Here is an 18150-nt window from a genome sequence, read left to right as displayed (position 1 = left end):
ACGCCAGGCACCTCACCGGCCGGCCCAGGATCGTCGTGCACGACTACTGCTACCACGGCTCGGTCGACGAGACATTCGCGACCCTCGACGACGATGGCCGAACCTCGAACCGCCGCAACAGCATCGGTCCACCCGTGGACACGTCGGAGACGACCCGCGTGGTCGAGTTCAACGACGTCGAGGGGCTCGAGAAGGCCCTCGCGCAGGGCGACGTCGCAGCCGTGCTCGTCGAGCCGGCCCTGACCAACATCGGGATCGTCCTGCCGGACCAGGGCTACAACGAAACAGTCCGCGAGCTGGCCACGAAACACGGCGCGCTCGTCATCAACGACGAGACGCACACCATCTGTGCCGGGCCCGGCGGCATCACGCGCCGCGACGACCTGCATCCCGACTTCCTCGTGATCGGCAAGTCGATCGGAGGCGGAGTGCCCTGCGGCACCTTCGGTTTCACGGAGGACGTGGCGAAGCGGATCGCCAGCTCCGTCGAGCTGGAGGACATCGATGTGGGCGGCATCGGCGGCACCCTTGCCGGCAACGGTCTGTCCATGGCGGCCATGAAGGCGACCCTCGAACAGGTCTTGACCCAGGACGCCTTCGACCACATGATCCCGCTGGCCGACGCGTGGGCGGACGGCGTCCAGTCCGCCATTGACGCTGTCGACGCCCCATGGCACGTGACTCGTCTGGGCGCGCGTGCCGAGTACACCTTCTCCCCCGAGCCGTCGCGGAACGGGCAGGAGGCGCACGACGCCGACGACTTCGAGCTGCAGCAGTACCTCCATCTCTACGCACTCAACCGCGGCATCCTGCTCACGCCGTTCCACAACATGGCCCTCATGTCGCCCGCCACGACGCGCGCCGACGTCGCCGCCCACACCGCGATGTTCGACACGTGCCTGCGGGAGCTGTTCAGCAAGCCATAGCGCGAGCGGGCTTGCGCTGGAAGCGAGCTCAGCGGCATACAAACGCTTTGGCCGTATGCCGCTGAGCTCGCTCGCGTGCGGAAGGTGGCGTCAGGCGACGGTGGCGTGTGAGAGCAGCCAGTCGACGGCCTGCGTCGCCGACCACCCTCCCGGGTGCTCGGCGAGGAGCCGGCGGGCGCCATCGAGGTCCTGCCCCAGGGTCACGGCGGGCAGCTCCTCGTAACCGTCGCGGCGGTGCTGCCCGAGCCCGACGTCCGCCATGAGGGCGTTGCACAGGCACGTGCGCCCGATCGTGTCCTCGATCGCCCCGCCCTTTCGGACGTAGGCGTCGACGGGCTCGGCCGGGCAGCGGTAGCCCACGGACCCATCCACCCGCTCGAACGGCTCCCGCAGGTAGGACAGGTCACAGAGTCGGGTGCGCTTCGCGTAGAGGTCAGGGTCGGACAGGGTTCCCGTCAGGCCGGCGACCTTGAACGGGAAACCCGTCGGCGAGGCGGCAGCGTCATTGCGCACTGTCAGCGTGCCGGCCGCGAGCTCGGCCAAGGTCTGACGTCGCAGCGGCTCGGCGATCCCCGACTCCGTGCAGAGGGCGAAGATCGTGCCGCACTGCACTCCCGTGGCACCGGCCTCGAGGGCATCAGCCACGCGCTCGGGCGTGCCGTAGGCGCCGGCGAGCCAGAACGGCAAACCGAGGCGCGACATCGCCGTGAGGTCCGCGTTGTCACGGCTGCTGTAGACCGGCTGGCCCGCGTCGTCCAACGTCATTCGCCCCCGCGGAGGCGCGCTGTGACCTCCGGCGGTGGGCCCCTCCACGACAAAACCGTCCGGGCGGATCGACGGGTCCCGGTTCAGGTAGCTGGCCAGGCTGTGCAGGGAGATGATCGCGAGGAAGAGCGGCCGCGTCAGGAGGGGCAGGTGTGCGCCGAGGACCTCAACCGGGTCGATCGAGCTCGTGTGGACCTTTGTCGAGTCCTGCACGTCGATGGACAGCGTCCCGGTCTGACCGGCGGCGAGATCCCTCAGCAGCTGGGGGATCTCGCGCGGAATGCCCGCACCCATGAGGACGTAGTCGACGCCGGCGACCATGGCGCCGAGGGCTGCCGAAGGCGTGGCCATCTGGACCTTCTCGAGGAAGTTGATTCCGACGATCCCGTCATGCCCCTCCTTCGCGAGCCACACATGGGCGAAGTTGCCCAGGAGCGAGAGCTCGACGGCGCCGCGGCTCGGCGTGATCGTCAGCGTCGGGTTGGGCCGGTAGGGGACGTCAGGCGCACGACCCCCGTCGATGAAGTAGCGGTCGACGGCCCGCTGGGCCATGTCCTGGTCCGGGAATGCCCCGAGCGCCCGCCTCAGGTGGCCGCCCGGGTCGCCGTCCTGCAGTCCACGCGCCAGCACCGCGTCGAGGGCAGTGCCCGACACGACGCCGAGCTGCCCCTGGCGCGAGACCGCCCGGGCCAACTGCCAGCACGACACGTTGACGCCCATCCCGCCCTGGATGACGACCGGGAGTCGATGCCCGTCCATGGAAACCTCCGCTACCGTAACCTACGCTTCCGTAGGTTACGGTACGCCCTCACCAGGACACCTCGTCACCGACGCTGATCGTTCCCGAGTCGAGCAGACGGAGCACGGTCCCGCCGCGGTCGTGCAGCGCGCGGGCTGCCCCCGGCCCCAGAGTGTCGTCGAGCAGCCGGCAGGGCGCCGCCACACGCACCACCTCGAGGCGCACGCGGCCGATGCGGACCGGCGTGCCAGGCAAGGTCGGCACCTCAGCTCCGGTGATGGTGACGTTGCGCCGGGTGAGCTCCGGGTCGACGGGTCGCCCGAGCTCCATGGCTGCAGCATCCAGGGCCCCGATGGCCTGGAGGGTCACGTGGCGATGCCGGCTGCCGTGGTACCGGTCGCCCACGAGACCGAGGTCAGCCTCGGCCTCGACGCTCGGCACGGACCTGGTCGGGAGGCGCCGGCCGGGAGCGATGTGGATCGACACCACCGAGGGGGTCATGCGGTGGTCACCTCCGCGACGAGACGCGGCAGGGCTACCGCGGCGGTCTCGCGCCACCGATGGTGGGCGAGGTCGGACACCTCGGTCTCCAGCGGGTTCACCTCAACGACAACGGCTCCGGAGCCTCGCGCAATCGCGGGCAGCCCGGCCGCCGGGTGGACGATGCCCGACGTGCCGACGACGAGGACGAGGTCGGCCTGCTCGACGAGCTCGACGGCGTGGTACCACTCAGCCATGGGCAGCTGCTCACCGAACCACACCACCCCGGGCCGGACGGCCGCACCGCACTCCTGACACCTCGGCGGATCGACGCGGTCCGTTCCTGCACCGACCTCCGGAAGCGCACCCTCGTAGGGTGCGCTGCAGTCCTCGCAGCGCCAGTTCGCGAGTGCCCCGTGCAGGTGGACGACGTCGGCAGTACCGGCACGCTCGTGCAGGTCATCGACGTTCTGAGTCACCACCGAGACGCCCGGCCCACGCGGCACCCGGGCCCACTGAGCGATCGCGACGTGGCCCGCATGCGGCTGGGTCTTCGTCACGAGGCCGAACCGCCACAGGTACCAAGCCAGGACGAAGGCGCGGTCCCGACGCCAGGCGTCCATCGTCGCGAGGTCCTCCGCGGCGAACCGCTCCCAGAGCCCGGTCTGCGCGTCCCGGAAGGTCGGCACCCCGCTCTCGGCCGACATCCCGGCACCGGACAGCACGACGACGTGGCCCGCCGCGCGGGCTGCGGCGACGACGGCCTCGGGCACCGCCTCGCGCACTCCGGGTCACCCCGTCCACTGGGAATGGAGCGCGTCGGCCGTCGTCCGGTGCTGGTGGAAGATGAGGACGAGGACCCGGCTGCCGAGGACGAACCCGAAGAACAGCAGCGTGAAGCCGAGGAAGGCGTTGAGCGGCACCGTCTGGGTCATCATCGGCCCACCCTCCGAGATCACGAGCAGGATGCCCCCCAGGACGCAGGCTGCCGCCAGGGCCGTCAGGACGAGCTGGTGGACGATCCCGGTGATGAACGCCCGGTCGCGAAGGTCGCCCAAGGCACGGACCCTGACGGTCAGGCGCCCGGCCTCGAGGTCCTCGGTGATCTTGTTGACCCTTCGGGGCAGGCGCTGGAGGACCGGCAGCAGGCTCGCCAGCTGCGCTTCGAGCGTCTCGCGGGCAGCCGCGGGGGTGACGGTGTCGGTGACCAGCCCCCGGCCCTGCTCCTGTGCAGCCTCGACGAGGTCCATTCCCGGACAGATGAGCCGGAGACTGCCCTCGAGTGAACCGAGTGCCCGGAAGGCCGCAGCCACCTGGGACGGCACGGCGAACCCGTGGTCGAGCACGAGCCGGAACAGGTCGACGAAGAGGGCGGCGCTCCCCGTGGGCGACAGGCCCGAACCGTGTCGGAGGATGAGCTGCCCGATCTCCCGCTCGAGCCTCCGGTCGTCGAGGTAGTCGCCGCGATCGAGCAGGTCGAGCAGGGCATCTGCCGCCGCGAGCGAGTCCTGGCGGTCGACGGCGGCGAGGAGCAGCCCGATCGAGGTCCGGGCCGCCCGGTCCAGACGGCCGACCGCACCGAGGTCGAGCAGGCCCAGCTCGCCCTCCTCGGACACGAAGATGTTCCCCGGGTGCAGGTCCGCGTGGAAGACACCGGTGACCACGACCTGGTGGAGCACGACACCGAGCAGGTCCTCGGCCATCGCCCGTCGTTCGCCGGCGCTGAAGCGGCCCAGGAACTCCTCGGCCGTCGACACCGACCGCCCGCGCATCCGCTCCATGACGATGACGCGAGACGAGGAGAGGTCCTCATACGCACGCGGCACGTGCACCCGCGGGCGGCAGGCACGCGAGACGCCCTCGGCGACGGCGCGCATGTTGCCGAGCTCGACGCGGTAGTCGAGCTCCTCCTCCAGAGAGCGCGCAAAGCCCTTGGCCAGGGACTCGACCCCCAGGCGGCGGCCCCAGCTCGTCCTGCGCTCGAGCCACGCCCCGAGCCGCAGCACGATGTCAAGGTCCGCGAGCGCCTGACGGCGGGCGTCCGGCCGCTGGACCTTGACGGCGACCTCCTGTCCGCCGACGAGCCGGGCGAGGTGGACCTCGGCGACGGAGGCCGCGGCGACCGGGACCTCGTCGATGTGCTCGAAGACCTCGTCGAGGGGCCGGGCGAGCTCTCGCTCGATCACGGCGCGGACCCTCGGCCACTCCGCCGGCGGCACGTTGCTCTGCAGCTGCGACAGCTCACGGACGTAGGCCTCGGGGAGCAGGTCCGGTCGCGAGGACAGCATCTGGCCGAGCTTGATGAAGGTGACTCCGCCGTCGGTCAGCGCCTCGCGCAGCGACCGCGCCACCTTGGAGTCGGGCACGTCGGTGCCGGCTCGGGTCGGGCGCAGGTAGGCGCCCAGGCCATGGGCGGCGGCGATGCGGACGATGGTCGTGTAGCGCGCCGCCCTCCGGCGACGGGTCGGCAGGGAGCGCAGCAGTGAGATCGGGCCGGGGAGGGTGCCCGTGGGCACCATCGCCTCGAGGATGGCAAGCACCATGACCTGGGCGGCGAGGAGCCACGCCATCGCCAGGACGATGATGGCCCCGGCTGCGGGCACGGACGGACCCGTGGCCCGCAGGTCGAGGTTCAGGGCAGTGCTGATCCAGTTGAGCAGGCCGGCACCCACGCTCAGCATGAGCAGGCTGACAATGATCGTGCGAGGCCACCCGACCGGCACGCCGAGCAGGCGACGGGTGACCACGGCGACGACGGCGACGTTGACGACGGTCGCGAATGCGTAGGCCAGGAAGTCCATCAGTCCCCTCGGGCGGTGGGTCGCTGTCGCGCCCTACTCTGCCTCACGCGGGCTGGGCGACGCGGGGGCCATGATAAGAGGGTGAGCATCGCGAGGGAGACCTACCACCATGGGGATCTGCGCCGCGCCCTGCTGGAGGCCGGACTCGAACTGGCCCAAGAGGGAGGTCCGGACGCCGTCGTCCTCCGCGAGGCCACCCGCCGGGTGGGCGTGTCGGCCAATGCCGCCTACCGCCACTTCCTCGACCGCGATGCCCTCCTCGACGACGTGGTGTCGCTGGCCCAGGCGCGTGCCGCCGACGTCATCGAGCAGGCCATCGCGGAGGTGGATGGAGACGGTGAGCCCGCGGCCCTGGCCCGAGCCCGGTTCCGTGCCGTCGGGGTCGGCTATCTGCGTTTCGCCCTGACGGAGCCGGGCCTGTTCCGCACCGCCTTCGCAGTCCCGACCGACCTCAGCAGGTCGGCGGCCTCCGCGGCGGCGGGCGCCGGTGGGCGAACGCCCTTCCAGCTCCTCTCCGACCAGCTCGACGCCATGTTGGCGACGGGCGCGCTGCCCCCCAGCGAGCGTGAGGGTGCCGAGCTGCTCGCCTGGTCGGCGGTCCACGGCCTCGCCATGCTGGCTCTCGAGGGACCGCTCCGAGACCTCCCCCGGCACGCCATCGACGAGCTGGCACCACGGCTTGTTCGCATGGTCGACCTCGGCCTCGGTGTCGTCTAGCCTGCCGACCCGGCACCCCTGGATGGCTCCGTCCGGGGGAAACGGGGAGGGACATAGGGTGACCGGATGAGCCCCAGATTTGCCCTCGAGGAGGACGTGCCGGCCTTCTACCGGCGGCTCGGCGAGGACGAGTTCGCGCCCACCGTCCATGTCCAGGGCGCCTGGCGCGACGACGAGCAGCACATGGCCCCGGTCGGCGGCCTGCTCACGCACGCCATCGACCTGCACGAGCCGCGGGAGGACCTGCAGCTCGCGCGGGTCAGCTTCGACATCCTCGGCATGATCCCGGCGCGACCGAGCCGGGTGTCCGTGCGGACGACCCGGCCGGGGCGGAGCATCGAGCTCGTCGAGGCGACGCTGTCCGTCGACGATCGCGCCGTCGTCCGGGCAAATGCCTGGCGCCTCGCCGCCCACGACTCCTCCCCGGCGGCCGGCGTCGAGTTCGAGCCGATGCCCGGCCCGGATGCGTTCCCCGACTGGCACGGCACCGACGTCTGGGAGGGCGGGTACATCCGCGGTGTGGAGTTCCGCGCCGACCCCGAGCGACGCCCCGGCCGCACGCGCACCTGGATCCGCAGCCCGCACGCCCTGGTCGACGGCGAGGTCTGCTCCCCCACCGCCGACCTCATCCGCCTCGTCGACACGGCCAACGGCATCGCGGTGCGCGTCTCGCCGCAGGAGTGGATGTTCCCCAACGTCGATCTCACGATCCACCTCTTCCGCGAGCCGGTCCGCGGCTGGGTCGGCTTCGACACCAAGGTCACCATGGGCACGACGGGGATGGGCCTGACCTCCACAACCCTCCATGACGAGCTCGGCCCCGTCGGTCGCGCCGAGCAGATCCTCACCGTGCGCCCGATGGCCAGGAGCTGACGTCCGGGCGTGATGGTCAGCTCGGGTGGGGCGAACCTGTCACGGTGGGCCACCGACAATCGAGCCGGGGCGCGATTGTCGGCTCGGTTGGCCACCGAATGTCACTGACACGTGCGCCCGGGCCCGATTGTCGGTGGTGTGTGTGCGCCGGCCTCGCGACTGGGATCACTCGATTCGCGAGGTGACCTCCGCGCCGAGCATGACGGTCCGGCTCACGGTGCAGAACTCCTCGTGCGACCGCCTGACCAGGCTCGGCAGGATCGTGCGAGCGGCGTCGCCGCCCTCGCCATCGGGGAAGCGGACCCGGAAGGTCACCTCGATGTCCTTGAGGTGGTTGCCCTGCTCGTCCTTGACCTTGTCTGCCGTCACGTCGATGTGGAAGCTGTCCGGCTCCGCACGCCGCGTCGTCACCGTGTCGACGTCGACGGCCGTGCAGGCGGCGATGCCGGCCAGCAGGAGCTCGACCGGTGACAGCTCCGCGGTGCCGGAGCTCGTCGTGATGGAGCCGCCACGCTCGTTGCGCACCGTGTAGCGGCCGACGCTGTCCCGGGTCAGCGTGACGTGGCGCTCGTCCGTCGGCGCAGCAGTCGAAGAGGTGATGGGGGCGTCGTGGGAGGTCTGCTCGGACATGGGCTCAGCCTTTCAGAAGGTGGGTCGGGGTCGTCAGGACCACGCGTCCGCGAGCAGCTCGAGCGAGCGCTTGCGGACCGTGGGGTCGAACGCGCCACACGTCACGATGACCTCGTCGACGCCAGTCGCCTTGGTGAACACCTCGAGATCCTCACGCACCTGGGGAGGCGTGCCGACGAACGAGACCCGGGTCATCTCCGCGACAGCCGCCCGCTCCGCCGGCGACCACGACGCCAGCAGCTCGTCCGGAGTGGCGTCCGACGGAGGCAGCAGACCGCTCCGGCGGTTCGTCACGATGCTGCGAAAGCGCTCGAGGACGGAGGTGAACTGGCGCTCGGCCTCGGCCTGGCTGTCGGCCACCATGACGTTGGCGCCCGCCATCGTGCGGGGTGCGTCGAGGCCGCCCGGCAACGGGGAGGGCTGGAACCCGCGCCGGTACACCTCGAGGGCGCTCATCAACGCCGCCGGCGCGAAATGCGATGCGAACGAGTAGGGCAGCCCGAGGGCGGCGGCGACCTGTGCCCCACCGTGGCTCGACCCGAGGATCCAGATCGGCACGTGGGTTCCCTCGCCGGGGATGGCGCGCACGTTCGCGTCCGGGTCCGGGTCGCCGAGATAGCCCATCAGCTCCTGGACCTCGGCGCCGAAGTTCATCGCCGCGACCTCGTTGCGTCGCAGGGCCCGCGCCGTCGCGGGGTCGGTGCCCGGCGCACGGCCGAGACCGAGGTCGATCCGACCCGGGTGCATCGTCGCGAGGGTGCCGAACTGCTCGGCGACGACGTAGGGAGCGTGGTTCGGCAGCATGATGCCGCCGGCCCCCACGCGGATCGTCCCCGTGTGGCTGGCGACGTGGCCGATGAGCACGGCCGTGGACGACGAGGCAACCCCACGGAAGTTGTGGTGCTCGGCCATCCAGTACCGGCCATAGCCCCACTGCTCGGCGTGCTGGGCGAGGTCGACGGTCTGCTCGATCGCATCGGCCGCGGTCCCACCCTCCGCGATGGGGACGAGGTCGAGGATGTTGAGCTGGGCACGGTTCGTATCGGTCACGTGGGTGCCAACCCGATGGGCCCGGGACTTCTTCCGCGCCCCCGAAAGCCGTTCACTCGATCGGGGAGGGGCCCGGAGGAGGTGTCGGTCAGGGGAGGTTGAGCTGCGCCACCTGGTCCTTGTAGTCGGGGCACAGCGAGTCGACGGCCGCGGCCATGAGCCGCTTGGTCCGCAGCTGGTCGCCCTCATTGCCGAGCGGCTGGCCGTTCTCGTCCGCGGCGATCTGGCCCAGCGTCACGCCGCCGTTCTTGAGCGCCCAGCACACCGTGGTCCCCGCCTCGAGGTCGTCGGCGACCGTCGCGCCGGTGACCATCGCCCCACGCTCGCGCGCGGCCAGCACGAACTCCGCCTGCTCGGCCGAGATCGTCGGCATGGCCGCCGCGATGTCGGGCGGCAGGTCCGCGAGCTTGGGCCCCGAGCTGCACCCGACGAGACCGGCGGCTCCGAGCAGCCCTGCGACGAGCAGGCCGATGACCCTCCTGGGCCGGTTGGCACGCAACGGGCGAGGTGGCATGCGAGTCTCCATCGTTAGGCTGAACGCGTGGGTCCAGTCGATCATCCCCGGTTGGCCTCCGAGGCACCGCTGGCGAGGTCAGCTCTCGCGGTCGCCATCGCAGGCGTGGTCTTCGGCTTCTGCTTCGTGCCGCAGCTGCTGGGCCTCGCGCTGGGTGGGATCAGCCTGGCCCGCGAACCGCGGGGCCGACGCCACGCCCTGCTGGCCATCGCGCTGTCCCTTGCCCTCACCGTCATCTGGGGCATTGTCCTCGGCGCCCTGCTCAAGTGGTGGGCCAGCAACGCGGCATGACCCAGCCCAGCGGCATACGGCCTACTGGGAGTACGTCGACAGGAAACGCTCGAGCCGCCCGACGGCGTCCTCCAGCTCCTCGACCCTGGGCAGGAAGACGATGCGGAAATGGTCGTGGGTGGGCCAGTTGAACCCCGTCCCGTGGACGACGAGGAGCTTCTGCTCGCTGAGCAGGTCGTACGCGAAGCGCTCGTCGTCGCGGATCGGGTGGACCTTCGGGTCCAGCCGCGGGAAGAGGTAGAGCGCCCCGGCGGGCTTGGTGCAGGACACACCTGGGATCTGGTTGAGCAGCTCCCACGCGCGGTTGCGCTGCTCGAGCAGGCGACCGCCCGGCAGGATGAGGTCGTTGATCGACTGCCGGCCGCCCAACGCGACCTGGATCGCGTGCTGCGCGGGCACGTTCGCGCACAGCCGCATGTTGGCCAGGACCTCGAGCCCCTCGATGTAGCTGCGCGCGTGCTCCTTGGGGCCGGTCAGCACGAGCCACCCCGACCGGAACCCGGCGACGCGATACGCCTTGGAGAGCCCGTTGAAGGTGAGGCAGAACAGGTCGGGAGCCACCCCCGCGATCGAGTGGTGCTTCGCGTCGTCGTAGAGGATCTTGTCGTAGATCTCGTCCGCCATGAGGACGAGCTGGTGCCTCCGGGCGAGGTCGGCGATGCCCTCGAGGACCTCGCGCGGGTAGACCGCTCCCGTGGGGTTGTTGGGGTTGATGACGACGATCGCCTTCGTCTTGTCAGTGATCTTGGAGGCGATGTCGTCGAGGTCGGGTGTCCAGTCGGACTGCTCGTCGCAGACGTAGTGGACCGGCGTGCCACCGGCGAGCGACGCGGCCGCCGTCCACAGCGGGTAGTCCGGCGCCGGGATGAGCACCTCGTCACCGTTGTTGAGCAGCCCTTGCATCGCCATGACGATGAGCTCGCTGACGCCGTTGCCGAGGTAGATGTCCTCGATCTCCACGCGCGGGAAGTCGCGCACCTCGTAGTGCTGCGCGATCGCCCGTCGCGCCGGCACGATGCCCTTGCTGTCGCTGTAGCCCTGCGCCGTCGGCAGCGCCTGGATGACGTCGACGAGGATGTCGCTCGGCGCCTCGAAGCCGAACGGGGCCGGGTTGCCGATGTTGAGCTTGAGGATGCGGTGCCCCTCCTCCTCGAGTCGCTTGGCCTCGGCGAGCACCGGCCCGCGGATCTCGTAGCAGACCGTCGCAAGCTTCTTCGACTGGGAGACCAAACGCATGTCGTACAGGTTCTCAGGTGGTCGCCGCACCGGCGCCGTGATTCTCGTCATGTGACCTTCGCGCGTGGCAGGGGCACCAGACGTTGCCGTATGCCGCTGAGCTCGCCGGGTGCCTCAGTGCAGCAGGCACGCCAAGGAGTTCGCCGCACTCGTCGCGGTGAGCCGGACGCCGATGTCACCGTTTGGCGGGCTGACGCGTGCCGTCAGCTCGCGACCGTCCTCAAACGTGTACAGGACGGCCGTGCCACCCTCCGGCACTCCCCGCTGCCAGCCGAACGCCCGGAGCCAGGTCTCGATGTCATCGACGGACGGTCCCGTCAGTGCACCCCACGTCAGCTCGGCCCATCCCTCGTCGGTGATGCCGCACGGTGGCCGAGAGCTCGAGCCGAGCGGCGGGAACTGCCGCTCGACGTCGTCGATCCGGGACATCATGTCCCCGTGGGCGGTGACGTCGTCCTCGGCGATCCTGGCCGTGACGGCCCAGACCGCGAAGGCGAGCAAGGCGAGGACCGGCAGCGCGACGAGAAGCCAGCCGCGGCGGGTGCGGCGCCTCGGGACGTCGGTCGCCGTTGTCGCCCAACCCGCGCCGGCTCCGGGGAAGCCCGACCCGGGGTCCGAGGGCGAGGGCCGCTGGCGCACGCGGCCATCATTGCGCATGGGCCCGGCCGTCAGGGGCCGGCTGAGGTCGAGGATTCCCGACCACTCGACCCGGCGTGACCAGCGCAGCCCGCGCCACGCCAGGACGACTGCGGCGGCGACGGCAATGGGGACTCCGATCGCCGTGGTGGTCAGGCCGAGGCTGTAGCCGTCGGGAAGCTGGGCGAAGCACAGCACTGTGACCGCCACCGGCAGCCAGCGCTCGAGTCCGTGGGCGAGTGATCCGGTGCCGAGGGTGGCTGCGAACAGGGGCAGGGCCCAGAGGAAGTACCACCCGAGAAAGACCGGCGCAAGCACGATCACGGCGAGCAAGGCCCACCCGGCGGCCCGTACCACCCGGGCGCGCTCCGCCGCCACGACCTCGGCGCCCGCAGCCTCCAGGGGCGCACCATCCCCGGCCGGCTTCGCCACTGCGAGCCAGACGAGCACGAGGATGACCGCAAGCAGGACGAGACCGATGACGCGCGCGACGGAGATCGCCGAGTCGCGCCACTCAGGTCGGCCGAGGACGTGGCCGACAGCGCCGATGGCCATCCCCAGGCCGGTCGGCAGGGAGGTCCACTGTTCGTTCCGGCCGGGAGTCGCGCCCGGGTTGAGCCAGGCGAAGCCCAGGCCCGACGCCCGGCTGACGAGGGCCATGGGGATCGCCGCCGTCACACCGGTGAGCGCCAGGCCGGACAGCACCTCTCGCGGCCGGAGAGGCACCCGCCACGACTCGGCGAGATCGCTGGCGTCGTCGGACGACAGCCGGACGGCCGTGAGGTGGCGGGCCCAGATGAGGGCGATGAAGGGCAGTGCGACGACCGCCGTGACCTTGACCATCGCCCCCAGAGCCACGACGACAACGGCGGGCACGAGCAGGCGGCGCAGGGCCAGGGCGAAACCCGCGACGACCGCAGCCACCATGACGGCGTCGTTGTGGGCACCGCTGACGTAGTGCGCTCCGACGAGTGGGGCGGCGACGGCCAGCCAGGCCGCGCTGCGCCGCGATGACCCGACGCGGTGGGCCACGTCCGAGACCGCCCACGCCATGACGACCACCCCGACGACGGCGACGAGGCGGAGCAGGAGCAGGGCCAGCCAGAGCCGGTCGCCGGCGAGGCTGGCCGCGCCCCGGGCGATGAGCAGCCAGACCGGCCCATAGGGGGCAGGCGTGTCGAGCCAGGTCGGGGCGGTCGACTCCCTCCAGTCCGACGCCAGGTCACGCACACCGTGCTCGTAGGGACTGAGGCCCTCGGCCCACAGCGCGCCCTGCGCGGCATAGGAGTAGAGGTCTCGACTGTAGAGCGGGACCGACGCGAGCAGCGGCGCGAACCACAGCGCCGCCGTCACCCACCACCACCGCTCCGTCAGGCGCGCCGTCCGCAGCTGCCACCAGGCGAGCAGGAGCACGGCCATGGCCGCGATCGAGATGGTGGCGGCCAGGGGCGAGCCGCCCGTCTCGGCGGAGGGTGACAGGCCGGGCCAGAGGATGCGCGTGTGCAGCACGGGCCTCGAGCCAGATCCCCAGGACGAAGCCGCGAGCGCCGCCGCCGCAGCGACGCCGACGTAGCGCCACGTGGTGGGCTGCCGAGCGGATGACCGCTCTGGCACCTCACCCATGGGTGATCGGCTCGTCACCCCACGCGAGGAGTCGCCAGCCGGCATCCGGATCACCGTCGAGCGTCAGGACCACGGTGTTGTCGACCCGCCGCCCCTCGAGCCAGCTGGGGTCGAGCCCAGCCGTTGCCGCGACCCAGACCCGCATCGCCGCTCCGTGGCTCACCGCGACTGCCGACTCGTGACCGTCTCCGGCGATCCGCCGGATCGCCGCTTCGTAGCGCGCCATGAAGCCGATGCCCGAGTCGCCGCCGGGGATGGTGTGCTCGGGATCGTCGCGCCACCGCCTGACGGCATCGACGAACGGCCCCCACTCCGTCGACATCTCGTAGTCCCCGGCCTGGATCTCGCGGAGCCCGGGAAGGACGACGACCTGGAGGCCCAGCGCCGCCGCCAGCGGCTCCGCCGTCTGCTGCGCACGAATGAGGTCGGAGGTGTAGATGGCGCCGAGGTCCTCGGTCGCGAGCCGCTCCGAGAGCGCCTCGGCCTGTTGTCTGCCCGTCTGCGTCAGGTCCAGTCCGGGGACGGCCGTGTCGAGCTGGCGGGCGACGTTCGCGTGGGTCTCGCCGTGCCGGACGAGGAAGAGCCGCATGTCACTGGTCCTTGTCGGTGACGCCGGTGAGGCACTGGACCGTGGCCGCATCGACGCCCGGGTCGGAGTAGAAGCTGGGCGCCTCGACCGGCACGGTCTCGCCGGCCGGGACGCGGAGGTCGAGCTCGTTGACGGTGAGCAGCTTCGAGTCGGCCGTGGAGACGAGCGAGATCGCGACGGTGAGGTCGAGGTCGTCCCCCGTGTCGTTCACGAGCGTCCCCCGGTAGCTCCACACGCCGCCCGTCTGGTCGCACGAGATCGTCGTGAGCAGCTCGCCGAGGTCGAACAGTCCCCCGGTGCCCGCGTCCGTGCTGGCCGCCTCCGGTTCGGTCCGAAGTGGGGTCAGCGTGGGCTGGATCGCGACGCTGACGGTGCCTCCATCAGTCGGCGCCTTCGCCGGTTGAGCGCAGCCGGCCACCCCGACGAGGGCGGTGGCTGCGACAGCGAGCCCAGCGGCATACGTCATCGGCGTGCGCACGTGGCCATTCTGCCCTGTGCCCACGCAGCCACCTCTCAGGCAGGCAGGACGACGCGGGCCGCAAGGCCGGCGGCGATGATGACCGCCCCAGCGGCCAGGGCCACGGTGTCGGCGAGGCGCCACGGCTCGTGGGACGCCCACGTGCGACGGCGGGCCTCGGCGAAGCCGCGGGCGTCCATGGCCAGGGCCAGGTTCGCCGCCTGGCCGAGTGCACCGATGAGCAGGCCGCCGGTGACGACGACGGCCTCGCGGAACCGCGCGGCGACTCCGCGGTCGGCTCGGATCCCACGCACGCGCCGAGTCCTCATCAGGTCGCCCCAGAGGGTGTCGAGGGCCTGGACCCGCTGGAGGGCCGCGGTGGCGGCGACCACGGGACGTGATGGGAGGCGGAGCCGCTGGGCGAGCTCGTCCCCGAGGCGTTCAGGGTCGATGTAGCCGATGACGAACGCCGAGGGGACGACGAGGCACAGGACCCGTAGCGCCGCGCCCGCCGCGACCTCGAGATCACGGCCGCCGAGCAGCCACGCGGACCACCCGACCCCGACGACCGCCAGGCCAGCGGGTGCGAGGCGGGCCAGGAGGCGCCGGATCCGGCCAACGGGCCGGCGTCCCGGACCGGGCGCAATGAGGGCGAGGAGGCCCAGGATCACCTCGACACCGAGCACCGCAAGACCCTGGCGCCACGTCTCGAGGAGGGCGGGCAGTGGGAGGACGCTGAGGCCGACCGCGAGCAGGGACAGGGGTCCTGCGCGGGCCACCAGCGGCGTGCGCTCTGGTTCGGCGGGAGCCGGTTGGGGCGGAGGAGCGCTCAGTCGCAGCGTCCGGTCGGCCCGTTCGATCGCACCGTCGTCGTGGGTCGTCACGACGAGGGCTGCTCCTTCGTCTCGCGCCGCCTCGAGCACGCCCACAACGGCCGCCCACGTCAGCCGGTCCTGCCCGACGGTGGGCTCGTCCGCGAGGACCAGCGCCGGCGCGTGGACGATCGTCGAGGCAACCGCGAGGCGCCGCTGCTCACCGCCTGACAGGTGCCGGGGATCGACGTCGGCCAGCCTGCTGAGGCCGAGGGCTGCGAGGACCTCGTCCGCGCGCTGCTCACCCACCTGCTGGTCCAGGCCGAGCGCCCGCGGAGTCGTCAGCACGTCGTCGCGGACCGTCCGTCCGACCAGGGCCGACGCTGCTCGCTGCGGCACCCAGGCGACGACCCGCGCGAGGTCGGTCGAGAACCACTCGTGCGGCGGGGTCTCCCGGTGTCGCGCGGACGCCTCGTCGCCGGTCCCAGCAGGGGTGAGGGGCAGCGCGAAGTCGAGCCGGCCCGCCGAGGGCGTGGTCAGACCGCCGAGCGCTCCCATGAGGGAGGTCTTCCCGGAACCGCTCGGGCCGACGAGCGCGAGAACCCGGCCGGCCTGGACATCGAGGTCGACGTCCTGGACCGCCTTGGTCGTCCGGCTCTCGGCGCCGAGGCGGCGAGAACGGTGCTCCACCGTGACGTCCCGCGCCGCGACGACGACCCCGTCCGGGTCGATGCTGCCCGCGGCGGTTCCGGCACCGTCGGGCCACGGGGTGAGCCGAAGGTCGAGGGGCTCGGGCTCATCGACTCCGGGCACCCAGATTCCCTCGGCGACAAGACGTTTCCCATGAATGTCGAGCACGACGTATGGCGGGCCGTCGGCGATCACAGCTCCCCCGGCATCGAGCACGACGAGCCGGTCGACGAGGTCGGCCCATCCGGTCAGGCGGTGCTCGACGACGACGAGCGTGAGGCTGCGGCGACGAGTCACCTCGTCGACGAGGTCACGCACCATCCCACCCGTCACGGCGTCGAGCATCGCGGTCGGCTCGTCGAGCAGGAGCACGCTCGGCTCCATGGCGAGCGCTCCGGCCAGCGCCAGCCGCTGGGACTCACCGCCGCTCAGTGTCGTCGGGGCGCTCGCGGGGTCCATGCGCAGGCCGACCTCGGCGAGCGTGGAGGCGACGCGCGGCGGCATCTCACCTCGGGGCACCTCGACGTTCTCCAGGCCGAAGGCGACGTCGCGTCCGATCGTCGAGGCGACGACGCCCGCGCCCGGGTCCTGAAGGACGAGTCCGACCGCCCCTGGCTGGTCCTGCGGGGGCCGGCCGTCGATCGTCACCTCCCCGGACAGGTCACCGGAGTCCGCAGCGAGCAGCAGCCCCGCGATGCCCCGCAGGAGCGTCGACTTGCCGGACCCGCTGGGCCCGGCGAGCAGGACCCGCTCCCCGGGCGCGATCGTCAGGTCGAGCCCGGCGAGGACCGGTCGGCTCCGACCGTAGGGCCGCCAGGTGAGGCCGCTGACGGTGACCTTCCCGACCTGCAGCTCCCTGGGGCGCACCTCCCGACGTCCGAGGTGGTCGGCCGTGGGTTCCATCGGCGTGTTGATGTCAGTCGAATTGGGATCCGCCATGGCGCATCGGCCCAATCAGACCGCGTGGCGCTCCCTGGCCTCCTGCCCCGGCGGGAACGCGTTGAGGGCGCCGGCCGCCGCGAGCCCCCGGGTCAGAGCGACCGCCAGGAGCGAGCCGAAGATCGCGACGGACCCGCCGAGGAGGAAGAGGTAGGCCACCCGGTACCCCGTCCCCCATTCCTGCCAGTACGAGTACCACTCGTAGACCGCCTCGAAGGCTCCGCCGAGAAAGCCGCCGAGGAGCAGCGGCCCCCACCGGAACGTCGCGTAGCCGAAGGCCGCGAAGCCGAGCTCGACGCCGAGCCCCTGGACGAGGCCCGAGACGAGCGTCGTCAGGCCCCACTGCGTGCCGATGAGGGCGGACACGGTCGCTGCGAGCAGCTCCGTGAAGACGGCCGCGCCCGGCCGCCGGATGACGAGCATGCCGACGATGCCGGCTACGAGCCAAGGCCAGGCGAACAGCGCCCCGAGCGGCGGGAACACCGCGGTGACGGCGTTCGAGGGAGCCTGGTAGGCCAGGCCCCAGGCCCAGTAGGCGACCCCGAACGCGACGCCGAGGAAGGCGCAGGTGAGCAGGTCGATGGTCCGCCATCGAGAGAGCTGGCCGGACGCGCGAATCTCGGTGTGCTGGGTCACCGATGTGGACATGGTCATGGTTGTGACTCCCGTGGTTTCCGAAAAGGGTGGATACCTCGGGGAGGGCACCCAGCGGCATACGTCATCGAAGTGACGAGCCACGTGGGTGTCCTGAGAATTACCGACTTCCTTCGCCGGTGCTAACCGGAGCAGGTTCGAGGGTCTGCGGCCTCACGCTGTCGTGGGCACGCACTCTCAGCGCTTCTGCGCTCCCCTGTCGTGAAAAGGGTGGTGCTGTTCAGTTGTCGTGCCGACTCTACCTCCACGGCCATGGGTACAGTCATTTCATGGCGAAGGCGGCGAACGAACCGACGCACGAGGACGAGCACAGGCGCTCGCCACTCGGTGCACTGGTGTGGGGACTCTTCAGCATCGGGTCCACGGTCGTGGCGACGAAGGTCGCCTCCAGCGTGGCCACGAAGGGCTGGAAGCTCGCGACCGGCCGGTCGGCCCCCCTGAAGGGCGACTACGACAACGAGAGCACGCGAGACGTCGTCGCCTATACGGCCCTCTCGAGCGTGCTGTTGGCCACCACCAAGGTCGCGGCCGAGCGGAAGGCCGCCGAGTACTACCGCCAGTCCACCGGCCACCTGCCCAAGGCGCTCGTGCACACGCGGCCGAGCCGCCAGGAGAAGAAGCAGCACAAGAAGCTCGAAAAGGCCAAGGCGAAGGTCGAGAAGAAGGCCAAGAAGCTCACGAGCTGACCTTGGGTGCCTGGCGTCATGCCGTATGCCGCTGGGCTGGCC

At 71.3% G+C, this 18150-nt stretch carries 18 protein-coding genes and 1 riboswitch; of the genes, 5 read left to right on the top strand and 13 right to left on the bottom strand.

Going from position 1 to position 18150, the window contains the following annotated elements; all coding sequences use genetic code 11:
- Positions 1-926: aminotransferase class III-fold pyridoxal phosphate-dependent enzyme (locus ABF401_RS11190; RefSeq protein ID WP_353509643.1), on the top strand; the 926-nt coding region annotated here is incomplete at its 5' end.
- Between the two features lie 90 nt (positions 927-1016).
- Here the strand turns inward: ABF401_RS11190 and ABF401_RS11185 are convergent.
- Genes ABF401_RS11185 through ABF401_RS11170 form a run of 4 tightly spaced genes read right to left on the bottom strand, consistent with a single transcriptional unit; the run spans position 1017 to position 5711 of the window.
- Complete coding sequence (locus tag ABF401_RS11185; protein WP_353509642.1) at positions 1017-2450, bottom strand: nitronate monooxygenase; 1434 nt, start codon at positions 2448-2450, stop codon at positions 1017-1019.
- A 49-nt stretch (positions 2451-2499) separates the two neighbouring features.
- Positions 2500-2931, bottom strand: a complete 432-nt coding sequence (locus ABF401_RS11180) for an MOSC domain-containing protein (protein WP_353509641.1) — start codon at positions 2929-2931, stop codon at positions 2500-2502.
- Positions 2928-3695 carry an SIR2 family NAD-dependent protein deacylase gene (locus tag ABF401_RS11175; RefSeq protein ID WP_353509640.1) on the bottom strand — a complete coding sequence of 256 codons (768 nt, stop codon included), beginning with the start codon at positions 3693-3695 and terminating at the stop codon, positions 2928-2930. The genes ABF401_RS11180 and ABF401_RS11175 overlap by 4 nt, the downstream gene beginning before the upstream one ends.
- 6 nt (positions 3696-3701) lie before the next feature.
- Entirely contained in the window at positions 3702-5711 is a 2010-nt protein-coding gene (locus ABF401_RS11170) for an ABC1 kinase family protein (protein ID WP_353509639.1), read from the bottom strand.
- 81 nt (positions 5712-5792) lie between these two features.
- Here ABF401_RS11170 and ABF401_RS11165 point away from each other — a divergent pair, with 81 nt between their 5' ends.
- Positions 5793-6428: a TetR/AcrR family transcriptional regulator gene (locus ABF401_RS11165; protein ID WP_353509638.1), complete on the top strand. Its 636-nt coding sequence runs from the start codon at positions 5793-5795 to the stop codon at positions 6426-6428.
- Between the two features lie 66 nt (positions 6429-6494).
- Positions 6495-7301: a thioesterase family protein gene (locus ABF401_RS11160; protein ID WP_353509637.1), complete on the top strand. Its 807-nt coding sequence runs from the start codon at positions 6495-6497 to the stop codon at positions 7299-7301.
- 165 nt (positions 7302-7466) lie between these two features.
- Here ABF401_RS11160 and ABF401_RS11155 read toward each other — a convergent pair whose 3' ends face one another.
- The 3 genes from ABF401_RS11155 to ABF401_RS11145 all read right to left on the bottom strand — a co-directional run bounded on the left by ABF401_RS11155 (position 7467) and on the right by ABF401_RS11145 (position 9495).
- Entirely contained in the window at positions 7467-7931 is a 465-nt protein-coding gene (locus ABF401_RS11155) for an OsmC family protein (protein WP_353509636.1), read from the bottom strand.
- 33 nt (positions 7932-7964) lie between these two features.
- Positions 7965-8981: an LLM class flavin-dependent oxidoreductase gene (locus ABF401_RS11150; protein WP_353509635.1), complete on the bottom strand. Its 1017-nt coding sequence runs from the start codon at positions 8979-8981 to the stop codon at positions 7965-7967.
- A gap of 88 nt (positions 8982-9069) precedes the next feature.
- Positions 9070-9495, bottom strand: coding sequence for a hypothetical protein (locus tag ABF401_RS11145; protein ID WP_353509634.1), 426 nt, complete (start codon positions 9493-9495; stop codon positions 9070-9072).
- Positions 9496-9522: 27 nt separating this feature from the next.
- Between ABF401_RS11145 and ABF401_RS11140 the strand changes: the two genes are divergently transcribed.
- Complete coding sequence (locus ABF401_RS11140; protein WP_353509633.1) at positions 9523-9786, top strand: hypothetical protein; 264 nt, start codon at positions 9523-9525, stop codon at positions 9784-9786.
- A 21-nt stretch (positions 9787-9807) separates the two neighbouring features.
- On the opposite strand, the gene ABF401_RS11135 is transcribed toward ABF401_RS11140, so the two are convergent.
- The 6 genes from ABF401_RS11135 to ABF401_RS11110 all read right to left on the bottom strand — a co-directional run bounded on the left by ABF401_RS11135 (position 9808) and on the right by ABF401_RS11110 (position 17422).
- Positions 9808-11022, bottom strand: a complete 1215-nt coding sequence (locus ABF401_RS11135) for a pyridoxal phosphate-dependent aminotransferase (RefSeq protein WP_353509632.1) — start codon at positions 11020-11022, stop codon at positions 9808-9810.
- Positions 11023-11136: 114 nt separating this feature from the next.
- Positions 11137-13281, bottom strand: coding sequence for a polyprenol phosphomannose-dependent alpha 1,6 mannosyltransferase MptB (gene mptB / locus ABF401_RS11130; RefSeq protein WP_353509631.1), 2145 nt, complete (start codon positions 13279-13281; stop codon positions 11137-11139).
- The gene (locus tag ABF401_RS11125; RefSeq protein ID WP_353509630.1) at positions 13274-13870 is read right to left on the bottom strand and encodes a histidine phosphatase family protein; all 597 of its coding nucleotides are present in this window, start codon (positions 13868-13870) and stop codon (positions 13274-13276) included. The genes mptB and ABF401_RS11125 overlap by 8 nt, the downstream gene beginning before the upstream one ends.
- 1 nt (position 13871) lies before the next feature.
- On the bottom strand, positions 13872-14348 hold the full coding sequence (locus ABF401_RS11120) for a hypothetical protein (protein WP_353509629.1): 477 nt from the start codon (positions 14346-14348) through the stop codon (positions 13872-13874).
- A 35-nt stretch (positions 14349-14383) separates the two neighbouring features.
- Entirely contained in the window at positions 14384-16732 is a 2349-nt protein-coding gene (locus tag ABF401_RS11115; protein ID WP_353509628.1) for an ATP-binding cassette domain-containing protein, read from the bottom strand.
- A 51-nt stretch (positions 16733-16783) separates the two neighbouring features.
- The gene (locus ABF401_RS11110; RefSeq protein WP_353509627.1) at positions 16784-17422 is read right to left on the bottom strand and encodes an ECF transporter S component; all 639 of its coding nucleotides are present in this window, start codon (positions 17420-17422) and stop codon (positions 16784-16786) included.
- A 91-nt stretch (positions 17423-17513) separates the two neighbouring features.
- A riboswitch (TPP riboswitch) is annotated at positions 17514-17630 on the bottom strand.
- A gap of 61 nt (positions 17631-17691) precedes the next feature.
- On the opposite strand from ABF401_RS11110, the gene ABF401_RS11105 reads away from it, so the two are divergent.
- Positions 17692-18108, top strand: a complete 417-nt coding sequence (locus ABF401_RS11105) for a DUF4235 domain-containing protein (RefSeq protein WP_353509626.1) — start codon at positions 17692-17694, stop codon at positions 18106-18108.
- The last annotated feature ends 42 nt before the right edge of the window (positions 18109-18150 follow it).

The organism is Intrasporangium sp. (assembly GCF_040414665.1).
Taxonomy (GTDB): Bacteria; Actinomycetota; Actinomycetes; order Actinomycetales; family Dermatophilaceae; genus Intrasporangium.
Note: the sequence above shows the minus strand (reverse complement) of the source record. Positions and strands in the feature narration are given on the sequence as shown.